Origin of the sequence: Streptosporangium sp. NBC_01810, assembly GCF_035917355.1 — a bacterium.
In the GTDB taxonomy this organism is placed as follows: Bacteria; Actinomycetota; Actinomycetes; order Streptosporangiales; family Streptosporangiaceae; genus Streptosporangium.
Map to the genome: position 1 here is coordinate 5,470,024 of NZ_CP109070.1, position 17,589 is coordinate 5,487,612.

13 protein-coding genes are annotated in these 17,589 nt (G+C 71.2%); 5 read left to right on the plus strand and 8 right to left on the minus strand.

Going from position 1 to position 17,589, the window contains the following annotated elements; all coding sequences use genetic code 11:
* The first annotated feature begins 71 nt into the window (after positions 1-71).
* On the plus strand, positions 72-860 hold the full coding sequence (locus tag OIE13_RS24210; RefSeq protein WP_442811510.1) for a methyltransferase domain-containing protein: 789 nt from the start codon (positions 72-74) through the stop codon (positions 858-860).
* Here OIE13_RS24210 and OIE13_RS24215 read toward each other — a convergent pair.
* The 7 genes from OIE13_RS24215 to OIE13_RS24245 form a co-directional block, all read right to left on the minus strand.
* Positions 841-1,164: a hypothetical protein gene (locus tag OIE13_RS24215; RefSeq protein ID WP_326636263.1), complete on the minus strand. Its 324-nt coding sequence runs from the start codon at positions 1,162-1,164 to the stop codon at positions 841-843. The genes OIE13_RS24210 and OIE13_RS24215 overlap by 20 nt on opposite strands.
* Positions 1,161-2,123, minus strand: coding sequence for a DUF3068 domain-containing protein (locus OIE13_RS24220; protein WP_326636262.1), 963 nt, complete (start codon positions 2,121-2,123; stop codon positions 1,161-1,163). The genes OIE13_RS24215 and OIE13_RS24220 overlap by 4 nt, the downstream gene beginning before the upstream one ends.
* On the minus strand, positions 2,120-6,316 hold the full coding sequence (locus tag OIE13_RS24225) for an alpha-(1->3)-arabinofuranosyltransferase domain-containing protein (RefSeq protein ID WP_326828800.1): 4,197 nt from the start codon (positions 6,314-6,316) through the stop codon (positions 2,120-2,122). The genes OIE13_RS24220 and OIE13_RS24225 overlap by 4 nt, the downstream gene beginning before the upstream one ends.
* Positions 6,313-7,632, minus strand: coding sequence for a glycosyltransferase family 4 protein (locus OIE13_RS24230; RefSeq protein ID WP_326636258.1), 1,320 nt, complete (start codon positions 7,630-7,632; stop codon positions 6,313-6,315). The genes OIE13_RS24225 and OIE13_RS24230 overlap by 4 nt, the downstream gene beginning before the upstream one ends.
* Positions 7,633-8,035: 403 nt before the next feature.
* Positions 8,036-9,709 (minus strand): hypothetical protein, encoded by a 1,674-nt coding sequence (locus OIE13_RS24235; protein ID WP_326636256.1) that lies wholly within the window; start codon positions 9,707-9,709, stop codon positions 8,036-8,038.
* 123 nt (positions 9,710-9,832) lie between these two features.
* Positions 9,833-12,046 carry an acyl-CoA dehydrogenase gene (locus OIE13_RS24240; RefSeq protein ID WP_326636254.1) on the minus strand — a complete coding sequence of 738 codons (2,214 nt, stop codon included), beginning with the start codon at positions 12,044-12,046 and terminating at the stop codon, positions 9,833-9,835.
* Positions 12,047-12,264: 218 nt separating this feature from the next.
* Positions 12,265-13,395: a hypothetical protein gene (locus OIE13_RS24245; protein WP_326636252.1), complete on the minus strand. Its 1,131-nt coding sequence runs from the start codon at positions 13,393-13,395 to the stop codon at positions 12,265-12,267.
* Positions 13,396-13,683: 288 nt separating this feature from the next.
* On the opposite strand from OIE13_RS24245, the gene OIE13_RS24250 reads away from it, so the two are divergent.
* The 3 genes from OIE13_RS24250 to OIE13_RS24260 are packed head-to-tail and all read left to right on the plus strand — an operon-like array spanning position 13,684 to position 15,152.
* Positions 13,684-13,821, plus strand: a complete 138-nt coding sequence (locus tag OIE13_RS24250; protein ID WP_326636250.1) for a hypothetical protein — start codon at positions 13,684-13,686, stop codon at positions 13,819-13,821.
* Positions 13,822-13,843: 22 nt separating this feature from the next.
* Positions 13,844-14,005, plus strand: a complete 162-nt coding sequence (locus tag OIE13_RS24255) for a hypothetical protein (RefSeq protein WP_326636248.1) — start codon at positions 13,844-13,846, stop codon at positions 14,003-14,005.
* Positions 14,006-14,024: 19 nt separating this feature from the next.
* A complete protein-coding gene (locus tag OIE13_RS24260) occupies positions 14,025-15,152 on the plus strand; it encodes a S1C family serine protease (RefSeq protein WP_326828801.1) in 1,128 nt (375 codons plus the stop codon).
* A gap of 139 nt (positions 15,153-15,291) precedes the next feature.
* Here the strand turns inward: OIE13_RS24260 and OIE13_RS24265 are convergent, their stop codons facing one another.
* Positions 15,292-16,362 (minus strand): polysaccharide deacetylase family protein, encoded by a 1,071-nt coding sequence (locus tag OIE13_RS24265; protein ID WP_326636245.1) that lies wholly within the window; start codon positions 16,360-16,362, stop codon positions 15,292-15,294.
* Positions 16,363-16,730: 368 nt separating this feature from the next.
* On the opposite strand from OIE13_RS24265, the gene OIE13_RS24270 reads away from it, so the two are divergent.
* Positions 16,731-17,558, plus strand: coding sequence for an MIP/aquaporin family protein (locus OIE13_RS24270; protein WP_326636244.1), 828 nt, complete (start codon positions 16,731-16,733; stop codon positions 17,556-17,558).
* The last annotated feature ends 31 nt before the right edge of the window (positions 17,559-17,589 follow it).

Here is a 17,589-nt window from a genome sequence, read left to right on the forward strand (position 1 = left end):
CCCCCTTCTAGCTCCCCGTGTTCCGGCAAAACAGCCTACGAGTGTGAAAAGTTCGCTGGCAACGCGGTGTTATGCTCCGCTCCACCTGGTTCGTTCTACTCCGTGGAGGAGCAGCATTGGAGACCTCCCGGGCACCGTTCCGTGCCACCCTGGGCCGGTCCATCGCCCTGCTCGGCGGCTTCCGCAAGGAGCAGAGCGATCCGGACTTCTTCTACGGCATGCTGGCCCGGGACACGGTGGCCCAGCTCGCCTCCTACACCGAACTGGACGGCGCGCTCGTCGCCGACGTCGGTGGCGGCCCCGGCTACTTCACGGACGTGCTGCGGTCCGTGGGCGCCCGGCCGGTCTGCGTGGACTGCGACGCGGGCGAGATGACGGCCCGCCAGGGCGCCGCTCCGGAGGGCGCGGTGCTGGGCAGCGCGCTCGACCTGCCGCTGGCGACCGGCTCGGTGGATGTCTGCTTCTCCTCCAACGTGCTGGAGCACGTGCCGGAACCGTGGCGGATGGCCGACGAGATGGTCCGGGTGACCCGCCCCGGCGGTGTGATCTACCTGTCCTTCACCAACTGGCTCTCGCCCTGGGGCGGCCACGAGACCTCGCCCTGGCACTACCTCGGCGGCCACCGCGCCGCCGAACGCTACACCCGCAGGTACGGCAGACCGCCCAAGAACGTCTACGGCGCCGGCCTCTATCCCGTCTCGGTCGGCGCGGCGCTGCGCTGGGCCAGGCGGCAGCCGGACGCCACGGTCCTGGACGCCCTGCCCCGCTACCACCCGCGCTGGGCGACCCCGGTGATCCACGTTCCCGGGCTGCGCGAGATCGTGAGCTGGAACCTGCTGCTCATCCTGCGCCGCCACTGACCGCCTCCTCCGGTACCGCCATGCCGAGCACCACCGCGCGCAGGCAGACCCCGTCGTCCTGGACCGAGATCCGCCCTGGCCCCGATGCCGCCGCGGCCGGCAGGTAGACCCGGTCCCGGCCGGCCCTGAGCGGGACCTCGGCCCGCCGCCCGTCCCCGAGCACCGTCGCGCGCGTGTCCCTCGGCACCCGGTAGTCGATGTGGAAGATGTTCCCCTCGTACCCGGCGGGCAGGTCGGCGACGGCGGTGCGGTCGCTCAGCGGGAGGCAGCCGCCGTCCCAGGCCGCCACCTGGGCGCCGCTCATCCGTGCTCACGCTCCGGAGCGGCACCGACGGGCTCCGGAGCCCGGGGAGGTCTTCGAGGACGCAGGCCCCAGAAGACCAGCGCCAGACCGGCGGCGAGGAAGACCCCGGGCAGCAGATCGCGGACGACGAGGACCCAGCGGGTGAAGGCACGGACGTCGGAGACCCGGGCGGCGACGTCCTCATCGGACATCACCAGGTCGGCCCTGAGGCTCTTCTTGCGCTCGATGCCGTCGGGGGTGCGCAGGCCCTGGCGGTGCCGTTCCCTCACCTTCACGGTCAGGCCGCTCTCCGGCTCGACCCAGAGCGTGCGGGTCACCTGGGCGTAGCGGGAGACGCCGATGGCCCGCCAGCCGGGCAGGCCCAGCACCTTGCCGGGGAACTGCTCGGGGAAGTCCTCGATCTTCACTGGGCCGGCCGTGTAGGTGTAGCGGTAGGTCCGCAGACCGTTGATCTGCTCCTGGCGCTCGTAGCGGAGCGGGACGGCCAGCCGGAGCGTCGTGTCGTACATCGGGTACGAGCGCGGCTCGGCGCGGAACGGCAGGCGGAAGGCCAGGCCCGACTGCCGGGCGTCGGGGTCCTCGTCGACGTAGGTCTCGCAGCAGTCGACGACCATCCCGGTACGGCGGTCGAAGGCGGTCCGACGCTCGTGATAGTCGATCCTGTCCCCGGCGGAGGTCGTTAATGAGGTGAACTCCACCCACACCGCCGTGTCCGCGGTCCCGGCTCCGGCGTCCCCGCTCAACGTCGTGGTGGACACCAGCGGGACACCCGTGTGCGAGGTCAGCGTGCCCATGTCGAAGTAGTCGGCGTCCAGCGCGACCATCCGGTAGGTCCTGCCCTGCTCCAGTGGCAGGACCAGCACGCTCTCGTAGACGTAGAAGCGGAGCAGCGCGGCGAGCGTGAGAAGGAAGGCGCCCGCGCCCGTGAACACCGCCCGGGGGATCCTGGCCCGGGTCACCGGCCCACCACCGTCGATTCGGACTCGGGTGCCGGCCGCCGGGCCGACGCGCGGCGCGGCGGCGCGGGCGCCTCGGCCGGAGCGCGACCGGCCACCTCGGCCGGAGCGCGACCGGGAAGCGCGGCCGCCAGCCAGGCGAGCACCAGCAGGCAGAGCACCTGCGGCACGACACCGGTCAGCGGCCCGGTGAACACCTCGGTCGCGTCGAGGCCGCCGTACCGGGTGCCGGCGGCGAGCGCGAGACCTGCCAGGCCGATCGGCACGACGAGCGCCCAGGGGGTGGCCGCCGCGCCCGCCAGCCCGGGGAGCACGCCGAGACGGGCGTGCCTGGCCTGGGCCACCGCCTCCAGCCAGGCGAACAGGGCCGTCGCCCCGGTGATGATCGCCATCCCCGCGAAGCCTCCGGTCCACAGGCCGAGGAGCGGGACGAGCGGCCAGACCCAGGCCGCCCGGATCACGGCGGGCCTCGCCCCCCGCGACTTGGCCGGCCAGGCGGAACGGATGAGCGCCAACGCCGCCACCGGCAGCACCAGCGTCCAGCCGCCGACCAGCGCCATACGGTAGGCGGAGTCGGGCTCGTAGCGCATGGTCACGACGCCCTGGCCGGCAGGAAGTTCCCACGCCTGCCGCCAGCCGTCCAGCCTGACCGGTGTCAGCCGCCTGCCGCCGAGGGAGGCCTGCCAGCCGACGTTGTGGTTCTCGTTGACCACCAGGTAGGAGGGGCCCGTGGTGGAGACCCGCACCCGGCGCTCCTCCTGCCCCCATGCCTGCGCGGTGGCGGGCGTGGCCGTGATCGCGCGCCGGGCATCGGCTGCGGACGTCCGCACGACCATCGACTCGATCCTGAAGGCGTCGCCGGGGGACGCGCTGATCCGCACCTCCCCTGCGCCCGGCTCGACCGGCTCGCAGGCCCGGTAGCCGAGCGGGCGGCCGTTGACCACGTCGTCCAGCGTGCCGCTGACGATCTGGGTGGCCACCGGGTTGCCGTTCACGGTGAGCGTGGGACCGTAGCCGCAGGGCAGCCTCAGCGGGAACGGCCTCAGCGAGCCGAACGGTTTCACTCTCGGGATGGTGATCTCCGAGACCTCGATCGGCCGGGACGCCGGGGCGGTGAAGCCGATCTCCAGGCGGTCCGTGCGGATCGGCGCGAAGGAGACGCGCCCGTTGGCGCCTACCCAGCCCTGCGCGGTACGGCCGCCGCCACGCACGCTCACCTTGATCGGCGGCTGCCCCACGAAGGAGTCGGGAAAGAGGACCATGATCTGCGAGATCGTGGTCTTCTTGCCGAGCTTGACGGTCAGCGTCGGGTGGCGGTCGAAGGTCTGGGCGTACCAGGCCGTGTCCAGATCGCCGTCCATGGCCGCGCGGCCGAGCACGGCCGGATGGTCGACCAGCGTGGAGGAGGCGCTCACCTGGGGGTAGGCGCCCGGGATGGTGGTGAGCAGCTGGGCGGAGGCGGGGTCGGTGAGCACGGTCCTGCCGGTGACGACGCGTTCCCCCGCGCTCTGGACCGTGAAGATGCGGTCGAAGCCGGAGCCGTCCTCGCCGGTGATCTCCAGGGACGGCGAGCAGGTCCAGGTCGCCGAGCCGTGCATGCACGGCGACGCGGTCCCCTGGCGGGTCAGCAGCACCGTGTCGGGATCCCGCTCACCGTCGGCGGGAACGACGATGCTGCGTGTCGCCCGCACACCGGGAATCGCGACCTCGGTGATGCCGACCCGGGTGCCGACCCGCGACGCGGGCTCTGAGACCAGCTTGGTGACCCGGATCCGCAGCCGGGAGGTCTTGCCGGCCGGCGGGTTCAGCAGCTGCGGTTCCGCCGAGTCCGCGACCGGTACCAGCCGCGTTCCCGCGTCGGTCTCCAGGGCGACCTCCGCCACGGCGGGCCCGAGCGTCCCCTGCTCGAACGCGACAGTGATCTTCGGCATGTCGACGGGCTCGGCGAGGCGCACCTCCAGCCACTCCCCGACGGCTCCGTTCCAGCCGTCGGAGCGCCATCCGGTGCGCGGGTCGGCGTCCAGCGCCGCGTACGGCTGCCGTCCCGGGTCGCGCCGGTCACCGGCCCCGATCTGTGACTCGGCGGAGGAGGCCCGCACGTCAAGGATGCCGGAGTAGCGGGCGGTCGCGGTGGCGGCGGTCCAGGCGGGGTCGGTGAGGTCGCTCTCCCCGTCGCGTTCCGGCGACTGCTCCTCGGTGAGCGTGGCGGTGCCGATGCGGCGCAGGTCGCCGAAGACGATCTCGCGGCGGCGCAGCGTGTCGGTCACCACGGTGTTCTCCGGAGACGTCGCGCCCGCTCCGGACTCGTCGCCGACCACCATCGGCCGGTCGTCGTCGAGCAGGCCCTCCTCCGCGAGGGCCAGCGCCGCCTCCGGTGCCCCGGTCACCCGGAGGACCCCCTCGCGGGGCACCGTGGCGACGAGCGGCGCGGGGTCGGGGACCGCGTAGACCTCCAGAGCCTGGTAGGGCTGCTCGAACCAGCCGGCGGCCGTCGTGCTGGCCCTGGTCCCGATCTCCGGGCCGAAGGCGGCGACCCGTTCCAGGCCGGTGGACTCGGCGATGGTCTCGTGGACCCGCGCCGGCCAGGCCGTGCCCAGGCTCTCCCTCGCCAGGTCGTTGCGGACGAGCAGGTAGGTGACCCCGATCCGGCGCAGCGCCGAGGTGAGACCCGGCGAGCCCCGGCCGGTGGCGAAGCGCTCGTCCACCGCCTGGATCAGGCGGGCCAGCCCCGGCGACCCCCAGGGCACGTTGGTGTGGGTGGCCCAGCGCACGGTCAGCAGCGACTGCATGGGCTCGTCCATCGGGCGGCCCCACAGGTATTCGCCCCGGCGCGATCCGGGCGCGGCCAGCACCATGCCGTCCCCGGTGTTCCGGTTCAGCCAGGTCGCGGCGTCCCGCCAGTAGGAGGGCACCTCGTCGAAAGCGCCGGCGGGGGTCGTTCCCGCGGTGGCGACGGGCAGCGCGCTGAGCGCGACGAGGACCGCGGACGCCGCGAGGACGGGTCTGCGCAGCCGCACGGGAGCGGCCAGTGGCAGGGCGGCCAGGCCGAGGGCGAGCGGTAGCCGCAGCAGCGCGTCGAATTTGTGCAGGTTGCGGAAGGCCGCGAGGGGACCGTCGAACAGCGCCCTCACCTGCTCGGTCCACGGGTGGGCGAGCACGTCGGTGTGCCCGGCGGAGACGATCACGACCCCGGCCAGCAGGCTGATCGTGAGGAACGCCCGCTCCGGGGTGGCGCGGGCGGCGATCCCGGCGAGGCCGAGCCCGGCGACCAGCGCGGTCAGCGCGATCAGCGCGGGAGATGTCGCCTGCTCGAACGCCGCGGGCAGGAACGCCTCCCCGTCGACGGGCAGGAACGAGAGCCAGCCCGAGGTGCCGCGCAGGACATTGATCAGCGAGGTGACGTACGTGGTGGCGGAGGCGGTCTCGATGAAGGGCAGGAAGGAGAAGATGTAGCGGCCCATCACCAGCAGGGGCAGCAGCCACCACATCGACACCGCGCCCACGCAGCCCAGCCACCACAGCAGCAGGTGCCTCATGCGGGGTCCGCGCTTCCGGGTCAGCAGGTACAGCAGCGGCACGACGAGCACGGCGAGCACGGCCACGGCGTTGATCCCGCCGGCGAACAGGAGGGCCAGCGCCGACAGGGCCGCCGCCCTGCGCGGGCTCGCCCGCTGCCTGGCGCCGTGCACGAGCGGCAGCAGGATCCAGGGCAGCACCGCGCTCGGCTGGAACTCCGAGGAGTTGATCCCGATCAGCGCGACGGCGTGCGGTGCCAGGGCGTAGGCGAGCCCGGCCAGGACGCGGGTGGCGGGGGTGCCGATGTCCATCGCGCGGGCCACCCGCTCGACGCCGACGAACGCGGCGCACAGCACCAGGGTCATCCACAGTCGCTGGATGTTCCAGGGGGGCATGTCCAGCGCCTCGAAGAGCGCGTAGAACGGGCCCATCGGGAACAGGTAGCCGTACGCCTGATTCTGCAGGTGGCCGAAGAACGCGCCGTCCCACAGGTGCATCGCCCGGGCGAGGAAGCCGAGGGGGTTGAGCGCCATGTCGAGCTTGGTCTCGGAGATGACCTGGCCGGGCGAGGTGTTGAACGCGATTGCCCCGAGCAGGAGGCAGCCGGCCAGCAGATGCAGCCGGTGCCGTAGCCGGGCGGACCCGCCTTCCGTGCTGTCAGGGGTCAATGCGGTGCTCAAATGGGGTCGGTCTCACCCATGGCGAGATGGAGGTCGGAGGTCCGGACCGGCGAGCTCACGGCGCTCACAGGCTGCTGTCGACGGACTGCTGCGGGGAGCTCTGTGGCGATAAGTCTGGTCATAGTAGCGCCAGTTCTTCCCCAGGTGAACTCACCTGCCCAGGTCCGGCAGGCCTGCTGGATCGCCGTGCGCCGCACGGGGTCGGCCAGCTCCTCGATCGCCCGGTCCACCGCGTCCGCGAGCGTCTCACCGTCACGGACCAGCCAGCCGGTCACGCCGTCCTTGATCGAGTCACGTAGCCCGGCGACGTCGTAGGCGACCGTGGGCACGCCGAAGGCGGCCGCCTCGATCACGGTGAGACCCCAGCCCTCGAACTCCGAGGCGGTCACGTTCAGCAGGGCTGAGCCGAGCACGGCGTTCTTGCCCGATTCGCTGAGGAATCCGTGCAGATGCACGCGGTCGGCGACGCCCAGCTCGGCCGCCGTCGCCAGCAGGGCGTCGGTCTCCGGCCCGCGGCCCACCACGTGTACGCGCAGGTCCGGACGGCTCTCGGCCAGCTCGGCCGCCAGGCCGACGACGCGGTCGACCCGTTTGTGGCCGACCAACCGGCCCAGGTAGACCAAGGCGGGGTCGCCGGGCAGGGTGTGCCGCGCGGCCGAGCGGGCCACCGAGCTGCCGTTGGGGACGACCTGGATCGGGGCCAGCCAGCGCAGCCTGGTACGGAGGTCCGTCCTGGACGACTCGGAAACCGTGATCGTGGTGCGGCGGCGGTAGAGCAGCCGGGCCACGGGCCCCTCGATGAAGCAGCCGATCCTGGCCAGCCAGGAGGGCAGGAAGGCGTGGAACTGCCGGTCGTGCACGTGGTGCACCAGGCAGAGCACCGTGGTACGGCGCCGCACCACGAGGGGGGAGAAGAACGGGATGCCGTTCATCGAGTCGATGACCACGTCGAAGCGGCGGCGGTGCAGCAGCAGCCAGAGCGGTACGAGCAGGTAGACGAGGTAGCGGTTGCCCATCCTGCGCAGCTCGACACCGTTGCGCCGCTCGGCTCCGGCCTGGCCGGGCTCGCGGCCGGTCACGAAGTGGACCGAGGCCCCCTGCGCGATCAGGTGGCGGCTGACCTGCCAGGCGTATTCCTCGGCACCGCCGGCCGCCGACTGCTGTGGCTCGCGAAAGTTCAGCACCGCCACCCGGACTCCGCGCAGGGACGCCTCGGGGGTCTCGATGACCTCCACGCTCAGGTTGGGCCACGACGGGTCGAACAGACGGGATCCGGCGTTCACGTCCCCGCCGGAAAAGGCCACGGTGTCGGCCACATTGTCTCCTCGGTCCTCTGCGGCGGCACGCGCCCGACTCGGGGCATGGCAGAGCCACACCCCCTTGTCTCCCAATGACGTTCAGCCTGAGTGGCTGGGAAAAACCGTGTCCGAGGGGCCCTTACCCGGCCCCCCGGATCACCTGTCGCCGTAGTTGTACAGAGGCCTGTTGGGCGGCTCCGGCGTGGGCGCGGCCACGTTCACCATTGCCACGGAGGCACCTACCGCAAGCACCGCACCAACGGCCAGGGCTGCGATCACTCGTAACACTGAGCTCTCCCTCCAGAATTCGGACAGTGTGCCGAGAGTAGGACGCGATTCACCTCATAATCCATAGTTTTGGGAAAAATGTGACGGATAAGGTTACCGCCGGGTAGCGCGAAGAGTTGAGGGTATGCCCAGCTCAGGCGGGTGCTTCGAGGCGCAGGAGTCGGAGTTCGTGCCCCTGGAAGACAGTCGTCGAACCGTGGAACGGGTCACCGCCCCCTGGGATGTGAAATGAGTTGCCACCCCCATAAATAAGAACATAACGGATATTTAACCCTGCTAGCGCCACCATTCGCCCACCCGGCTCGGCGCCCAGCGCCGCCTCCACCGCGGCGGACGCCGGACTCTCCGCCCCGACCCGCAGCCTGCCACCTCCGGGCAGCCCCACCAGCAGCGCGTCGTTCCAGAGCACCCGGCGCCGGAACATCTTGGTCGCGGGATCGAGGATCACCCGATGGCCGTTCCAGCCGAACGCCCGGTGCGCCCCCCACGGCAGCGACAGCAGCGCCCCCGGCGCGGGGTCGGCGTTCACGATCGCCTGGACCTCCCGCCACTCGTCCGGGTAGTCCACCGCCGACAGCCTGCCGAACACGCCGAGGGCGAAGGTGGGCAGGACCAGGATCGGGACGGCCACCGCGACGGCTGCGACGGCGCGCGAGTTCCAGCGCGCGACGACCGCGGCCAGGCCCACCGCCTGCAGCAGGACGAACGGGGCAAGGTACAGCTGCCCGTCGCGGAGCGGCCCGAACCCGGGCCACCAGCCGATCAGGCCGCCCAGCGCGCCGGGCGCGAAGGCTCCCGCCAGCGCCACCGCCAACCCGGCCACCGCCGCCACCGCCAGCCCCGCCCGGTACGACTTCGCCGCCCCGGCACCGTGGGGCGCCGGCGAGCCGGAGAGGCGAAAGAACCCCCAGACGGCGACCGCGGCGAGCACCAGTCGTACGATCGCCGACCACCAGGTCTCCTGGCCCGGCAGGACGGCGTGGGCGTTCCAGATCCCGCCGAGCGAGAGCAGGCTGCCGACCGTACCCAGTGGACCGTCGGCCCGGGCCGCGAACGCCCAGGCCCCGGCCGGATCGGTCACGGCCCGGCTACTCAGCGCGGGCACCAGCCACGGCAGGCTCAGCACCGCCATGACCAGCGCGACCTCCACCACCCGCCGGACCCGCACCCTCCTGGCGGAGGTCGCGCCGGCCCCCGGCGCGGGCGTTCCCCCGGTCACCACCGACGCGGGCGTTCCCCCGGCCGCCACCGACGCGGTCGCCCCCGGCGCGGTCGCCGCCGTCGCGAGCAGGGCGGGCGCGGCGACCAACATCGCCTGGAACCCGCCCACCGCCGCCGGGAGCAGCGCGGCGACCAGCCGCGACCGCCCGCCGAGCGCCACCGCGCGCACCGCCCAGGGCAGCCCCGCGACCCCCAGCAACAGTGCCCACTGGCCGAGCAGGAGCCGCTGGGCGAGGTAGGCGTTCCAGGTGTAGAAGGCCGCCGCCGCCAGGCGGGGCCCCAGCTTCCCCGAGGGCACCAGCGTGGCCGCGCCGGACGCGGCCAGCACGAAGATTCCCAGCAGGACGACCTTCTGGACCACCTGCTCGGGGACGATCCAGGAAAGGAACGCGACCACCAGGTCACTGGGCACCGCCCGGGGAAACCCCTCCCCGGGAAGGACCGGCGGCGGATCGGGCACGAACACCATGTCGTACCTGAGCACGAATCCCGGCCCCAGCGCGGGACCGAGAGCGAGCAGCCCGAACAGCAGCCCGAGCAGGGCGGGCGCGAACCGCTTCGCTGTCTCGCCCCAGTCGCCGCCCATGCTGACCGACTTTATGTGCTTGCTCCGGATATACATGCATATATCCGGAGTCACGGACTACTTGCCCGGTTCCGGATCGCCGGGCAGCCGAGCATGCACTCACCGATGATGTTGAGCCGCGGACTACTTGCCCGGTTCCGGATCGCGGGGCAGGCCGAGCATGCGCTCACCGATGATGTTGAGCTGCACCTCCGTGGTACCGCCGTAGATCGTCATGGCGCGGGTGGCGAGCACGGCGCGGTTCCAGTAACCGGCGTCGCCGAGCTTCATGTCCGCGGCGACGACGGCCGAGGAGCCGAGCAGCGAGACCGCGCACTCCGAGACGTGCTGGGCGTGCGAGGTGGACAGCAGCTTGCGGACCGAGGCGTCGGCGCCGGGCTCGGCGCCGGTCAGCTGCTTCAGGGTCACCCGCAGGCCGAGGGCGGCGATCGAGTGCCCCTCGCAGACGACCCGCGCCAGCTCCTGTCGCTCGGCGGCGGTCAGTTCCCGGCCGAGACGTCCGACCAGGCCGAGCAGGTCGGGAACGGACGCGCCGGTGCCGCCCGAGCCACCCGAGAGCGAGACCCGCTCGTTGGACAGGGTGTTCCTCGCCACCTTCCAGCCCTGGCCCACCTCGCCGACGACCATCTCGTCCGGAACGAACACGTCGTCGAGGAAGACCTCGTTGAACAGGTTCTCACCGGTCATCTCGGTGAGCGGCCTGACCGTGACGCCGGCGGCCTTCATGTCGACGATGAAGTAGGTGATGCCCTCGTGCTTGGAACCCGCCGAGGAGTTGCGGGCGATGCAGATGCCCCACTCGGCGACGTGCGCCACGGAGGTCCAGATCTTCTGGCCGTTGAGCCGCCAGCCGCCCTCGACCTTCTCGGCCTTCATCTGCAGGGACGCGAGGTCGGAGCCGGCGCCGGGCTCGGAGAAGAGCTGGCACCAGATCATCTCGCCGCTCAGCGTGGGGAGCAGGAAGCTCTCCTGCTGCTCGGGGGTGCCGTACGCGACGATCGACGGCACCACCCAGGCACCGATGATCATCTGGGGTAGCTTGACCCCGGCGGCCTTGAGCTCCTGGAAGATGAGAACCTGCTCCAGCGGCTTGGCGTCGCGGCCCCACGGCCTGGCCAGGTGCGGCATGACGTAGCCGGCCTTGGCCAGCGCCCGCTTCTGCTCCTCGCCCTCCAGCGCGGCGAAGGCGGCGACCTCGGCCCGGATGCTCTCGCGCAGCTCGGCGGCCTCCTCCGGCAGCTCGATCTCCAGCTCCCTGCTCACACCGTTCAGCGCCAGCTCGGCGACCGACTCGGCCCACTCGCTGGAGGGGCCGAGCAGGGCGCGCAGGGTCAGCGCGCGGCGGTAGTACAGGTGGGCGTCGTGCTCGTAGGTGTAGCCGATGCCGCCGAAGATCTGCACGGCGTCCTTGGCGCAGAGCACCGCCGCGTCGGGGGCCATCACGCCCGCGATCGCGGTGGCGTAGGCCGGTTCGTCCGCCGAGACGCCGCCGTCCGCGGCGCGGGCGGCATCCCACACCGTCGCGCGGGCCTGCTCCAAGGCGACGAGCATCCGGGCGGCCTTGTGCTTGACACCCTGGAACTGCCCGATCGGGCGGCCGAACTGCACGCGGACCTTGGCGTACTCCGCGGCGGCGGTCACGCACCACGACGCGACGCCCGCGGCCTCGGCCCCGAGCAGGATCGCGGCCAGGTTGAGCACCTCGGGGCCCTGCAGCCCGTCGAGGACCCGCCCGGCCGGTACGGTGACCGCGTCCAGCTCGACCTTGGCCACGCCCCGGGTGATGTCGAGCGAGCCGACCGGCGTCACGGTCGCCGCGGAGGCGTCCACCGCGACCCACTCCTCGCCGCGGTCCGTGCTCACCGGGAGCACCAGGACGTCGGCCAGTGCGCCGCCCAGCACCAGATCGGCGGCGCCGCCGATCGTCAGGGCGCCGTCCTCGCCGTGGGTGCCGGTGATCGAGGCGGTCAGCGCGACCGCGCCGGTCAGCGTGCCGTCGGCGAGGCCGGGCAGGAGCTCGGCGTGGGCCTTGCCGTCGGAGGCGAGGATCGCGGCACTGGCGAGCACCGTGGGAACGTAGGGACCCGGGGCGACGCGCTCGCCGAGGGCCTCGACGGCGACGGCGGTCTCCAGCAGGCCGTAGCCGCTGCCGCCGTGCTCCTCGGGAATGTGCAGGCCGAGCAGGCCCTGGTCGGCCAGTCCCGACCAGAAGCCGGGGCGCTCCTCGCCCTCTGCCGCGATGATGGCGCGCACGACCTCGGACGGGATGTTGCGCTCCGCCCACCCGGTCACCGATTCCCGGAGCGCCTCGTGCTCCTCGCTCAATCCGATCGCCATTACAGCCTCCAGACGCGATTCAATGCCAGAACCATATTCTAGAAGGTGCTTCCATCACAACGCGTGAACCCTTACCACCGGGTACGCCGCCCCCTGCCGTCGCGGCCCACCGGCGACCACGGAGGGCCCGGCTCCCACGGAACGGGATGGCCGCACGCCACCGGTCTCCGGCCGGGGATCGGCGGTCCCCCATCGGTCCTTTGAAGAAGGGCGGCGCGTCAGAGAGCTCGGACGCTCGCCATCAGGGGTGCGATGTCGGCCCAGAGCCGCTTGCGCGTGTCGGGCACGGTCACGAAGAGCACCGAGGGCTTGCGTCGGCCGATGTCGATCACCGCGAGCGCCGCCCGGGAGGAACGCTCCTTACCCTTGACCTGGTAGTTCACCCGGTAGGCCAGCACCCACCCCTTGCCGGTGGCCAGGCGCTGCGAGGCGGTCCAGGTGACCCTTCCCCCCTCGGGGTGGTGGTTGCGGATCGTCCACTTCACCGCGCTCAACGCCGCCTTGCGGTAGTCGGCGTCGCTCTTGAGCGGCTTGGCCGGGGGGGCACCGGGCAGCGGCCCCGAGGCGATGACCGTGCGCGGCAGCCCGGCCGAGCCGACCTGCTGGCCGACGGAGAACGACGGCACGGCCTTGGCCGCCCACGGCTTGCCCAGGCTGGCATAGGTCACCGCGGATTTGGCATCGGTCACCGCGCCCAGCACCACGCTCGGTGTGCCCGGCAGCGCCTTCAGCGCCGTCGCGCCCGGCAGTGCGGGCAGCGTGATCGGAGACACGGTCGGCGAGGGCTGCGCCGTGGGCGCCACGCTCCGACCGCCCCCCGCCGGGTCCGAGGGCTCGTCGCCGGAGAAGAGTATGAAGATCAGGACCACGATGACGCCGGTGACGACGGCGGCGCCCAGGCTGTAGGCGACCCGGATCGGGATGTCGCCGATCCGCATCAGCAGGCCACCGGACTTCCGTCCCGCTCCGCTCGGCACACCGGGCCGGGCCCGCACACCTGATTGACTCTGCGTGCCCGGCTCGCCGAACACGCCGGGCCGCTGCGACGCGCCGGGCCACCCCGTCGCGACGCCCCCGTCCGCCCTGCCCCCCGCATCCGTCCGACCGGGCGCACCCATCCGACCGGACGCATCCGTCTGACCAGGCGCACCGGGCCTGTCGGGACGCCAGGGGCCGGCGGAGCCGCCTATCCGCCTGACCGGGATCGTCCCGAGCCCACCAGACTCGCGCACCTGGTCGGCGTCCGCCTCCGGCTCGTCCGCCCGGCCGCCGGAACTCTGCCCGGAACGGCCGGGATCGGGCGGCGGCGAGTGGGGGAACGATCCAGGCCGCTTTGGTCTGGAGACCAAAGCGGTCTCCTCACCGTCACCGATGGGGAATCTTCTGGGCACCCGAGGGCTGATGACCGAACCGTCTTCAGCGGGGATGGCGGGGATGGGAGCCGTGGGCGCGTCATATGAGGGGATGTATCTCTCGTTAGAGCGCCCGGAGGAGTTACCGCCGACGTCCGCCATACACGTCAGGGTATGTCACCTGGAAAAGATTCGACGCATCGTCGTTTATTACGCTTCGGCCACGGGATGTACATCAGCCCAGGTAACAGTGTTTCCCCTGCCACGAACAAAATGTGGTTCTGTATGGCCGCGCTCATGAGGGGCTTCTACGAGATCGCGACGACCGACCCCAAGTGGGGCCGGCGCATCGTCGCACTGATCCGGCCCTCGGCGGAGAAGCCGTGCACTGATCCGGCCCTCGGCGGAGAAGCCGTGCACTGATCCGGCCCTCGGCGGAGAGGCCGTGCCCGGCGCGGACCTCACCGGCGAACCACTGGCCCACTGCGCGACCCGGCCGGCACGTCTCAAGCACCCCCGAGTGATCGAATATCACGACCGGCTGCCGCGCACCCCCACGGGCAAGCTCGGCCGCGGCGACCTTCGTGAGACGTATCTTCCTGCCTGAGCTGGGAAGATACCCATGCATGGGACGATCAAAGACAGGCGTCGCGCTGCTTGCGACCGCCGTCATGACGCTCGCGGGCTGCGGCCAGGGCATGAGTCTGCAACCACCCGGGACGGCCGGCTCCCCCAGCGCCTCGGTGAGCACCTCCGTCGGTGCCTCTGTCGGCGCCTCTCCGGGAGGCTCGCCCGGGACCACACCCGCTCCCGGAAACGGACTCGGTTCCCTGGAGACCGCCTACGAGCAGATCATCACCAAGGCACTGCCGTCCATCGTGCAGATCACCACGAGTGAGAGCCTCGGCTCGGGAGTCGTGTTCGACACCGCCGGGCACATCGTCACCAACGCCCACGTGGTCGGGAGCAGCAGGCGAGTCGAGGTCACGCTCGCCACGGGAGGCACCCCCCGGACGGCCAGACTGATCAGCTCGTTCAAGCTGGGCGACCTGGCCGTGATCAAGGTGGACGACCCGACCGGGCTGCAGCCCGCCGTCTTCGGCGACTCCACCAAGCTGCGGGTCGGCCAGATCGTGATGGCCATGGGAAACCCGCTGGGCCTGTCCGGCAGTGTCACCAACGGGATCATCTCCGCGCTCGGCCGCACCGTCACCGAGCCCTCGAACGACAACTCGCCCGGGGCGACGATCAGCGGGGCCATCCAGACCTCCGCGCCGATCAACCCGGGCAACAGCGGCGGCGCCCTGGTCGACATCGCGGGCGAGGTCATCGGCGTGCCGACCCTGACCGCCGTCAACCCCGAACTCGACAACGCCCAGGCCGCGGGCATCGGCTTCGCGATCCCCTCCAACACCGTCAAGGACATCGCCACGCAGATCATCAGGGACGGCAAGGTCACCAGCACCCACCGGGCCGCGCTCGGCGTCGTCGTACGAACCGTGATCGACATGAGCGGGCAGCCGGCGGGCGTCAGCGTCGTACGGGTGCTGAAGAACAGCGGCGCGCAGCGAGCGGGTCTCAAGGCCGGGGACCTGATCGTCTCGATCGACGGTACGCCCACCCCGTCGACCCAGGACCTGTCGACGGTCCTGTCGGGCCTCAAGCCCGGCGAGGACGCGAAGGTCGAGATCATACGCCCCGACGGCTCAAGGACCACCCTCTCCGTTCCCCTTGAGGAGCTCCACGGGGGCTGAGCCGGGGCGGGACCAGGATGCTCCTATGGATGTCAGGCGGCTGGATGTCAGGCGGCCGATTTAAGATCATTTGAGGACCCGAGGTCAGCCGGTAGTCGGGTCAGACCCCACCGGGAGGCACTCACCCACGTCATCACCGTCAGTAGGGCAGAACGCGATCGCTGAAGGACTTGGCCACGAAGGGCGCCTTGAACTTGGGGAAGGCGATCGTCTTCGCGTCGCCGTCAGAGGTGTAGCGCTCGTCGGCGTTCGCCTTCAACCAGTCGAGCCAGGCCACGGAGCAGAACTTGGCGCAGTCGCCCGTCTTGTCCATCGAGCGGATGCGCGGGATGCCGAGCGGGTCGAACTTCTTGTTGAACGGCGACAGCGCGGGGGTGTAACCGGCGAGGAACACGCCGCCGTAGTTGTAGGAGACGTCACCCGAGGAGCCCTTGAGACCCCACTCCTTGGTGTCGGGCTGGTTGCCGTACGGCAGCGCCAGCGTGACCGGGGGCGTCTTGATCAGCCCGGTGATGAGCCGGTGGCCCGCCGCCACCTCCTCGTTCACCGCCTTCTTCTCCTTACCGCGCAGGTTGAGGTGGTCGCGGGTGTGGTTGCCGATGTCGAAGCCCTTGTCGGTGAGCCAGAGGAGCATCTGTGCCCCCTCCTCGGGCGTCTCCTTGCCGAACATGTCGCGCGTGACATAGAACGTGCCGACCGGGCGGAAGCCGGGGTGGGCCTTGGCGACGCTCTGCAGGATCGCGACCGCGGTGTTCGGCCGGGGGAGGCCCGTCCCGTCCAGCTCGAACTGTGAGGGTGAGGAGTCGTCGAAGGTGAGGACGACGGGGTGCTTTCCCGCCGGGATGTCGATGCGCCCGGTGACGAACTCGGCCGCGGTGACGGGCACGTAGTTCTCCCTGGCCAGCCGCTCCAGCTCGGTGCGGAACTGTTTGGGAGTGCGGTCGTCCTGGGTCGTGGGCTTGTCGACCACCCGGTGGTACATGAGAACGGGGATCTGCCCGAGCTCGTTGGCCTTGACCTTGGCGGCAGCCGCCGCCCTGGTCTTGAGGAGGTTGGCCTGCGAGGCCGCCGCGGCGGCCGACGCCTTGGCCGCGGCGGCCAGCTTCGCCTTCTGCTCGTCGGCCCCGTCCTGTCCCGATCCGCACCCGGCCAGCACGACTCCTGCCGCGACGACCACCACACCGGCCCTGCCTATTCTGAGACGGCCCATCGAATCCTCCAAGCGCGCTGACGATACGCTTCTCATCCCCCTCTGACCTGCGGGTTGACCTCCGTCACTGGCAAAGGTTCCCGCCGGAGCCACTCTCGGCGACGTCGCGCGGACCCTGCCCTCTCCGCGTCGCACCGGCTCCGCCCAGGAGGGCGTCTCCCGCGTGAAACCCGGCCTGGAGCGGGATTCTCCCCCGGCGGAGATATCGCGGACGCCAGGCGTCATCTCGTACTTTGATGGCCTTACCGATGACTTATTTTGTTGACCATTATTCAACAATTCAGTCATGTTACCGTTGACCCCCCCTCCATTCCGCGCCTACCGTCCGGGCATCCGAGCGGCTCAGAACGGCATCGTGAGGAGGAGAGATGGCGGAGCGCCTGAAAAGCCGTGGGCTTCTCGGGGAGATGGCGGCCGAGTTCACCGGCACCATGATTTTGATCCTGTTCGGGGTGGCGGTGGTGGCCCAGGTCGTGGCGGCCGGGATCGGCGACCACGACAGCATCGCCTGGGCGTGGGGGCTCGGGGTGATGCTGGGCGTCTATGTCGCGGCGCGCACCAGTGGTGCCCACCTCAACCCCGCCGTCACCGTCGCGCTGGCCGCCTTCAAGGGCTTCTCCTGGCGCAAGGTCCTGCCGTACTGCCTGGCACAGACCGCAGGCGCGTTTGTGGCGGCGCTCATCGTCCGCTTCAACTACGGCGAGGTGCTGGAGAAGGCCGACCCCGGGCTCACGATCAAGACCCAGAGCGTCTTCTCGACCCTGCCGGGCAACGGGTCACTGCCCGTCGGCACCTGGGGCGCCTTCCGCGACCAGGTGATCGGCACCGCCATCCTGCTCCTGCTCATCCTCGCCCTCTCCGACGCGCGCAACACGGCGCCCATGGCCAACCTCGCCCCCTTCATGATCGGCCTGCTGGTCGTGGCCATCGGCATGGCCTGGGGTAGCAACGCGGGCTACGCCATCAACCCCGCCCGCGACTTCGGGCCGCGGCTCGCCTCGTTCCTGACCGGGTACGAGACGGCCTGGCAGGACCAGTACGGGCAGCTCTACTTCTGGGTGCCGATCGTGGCGCCCCTCATCGGGGGGCTGATCGGGGCGTTCCTCTACGAGATCCTGGTGGCCGGATTCCTTCCTTCCGAGGAGACCGGCCCCGAGGTGGGGCGGGTAACGCCCGAAGACCCGCGCCACCCCTGAACGGACGCGCGACAACCGCGGGTAAGAACAG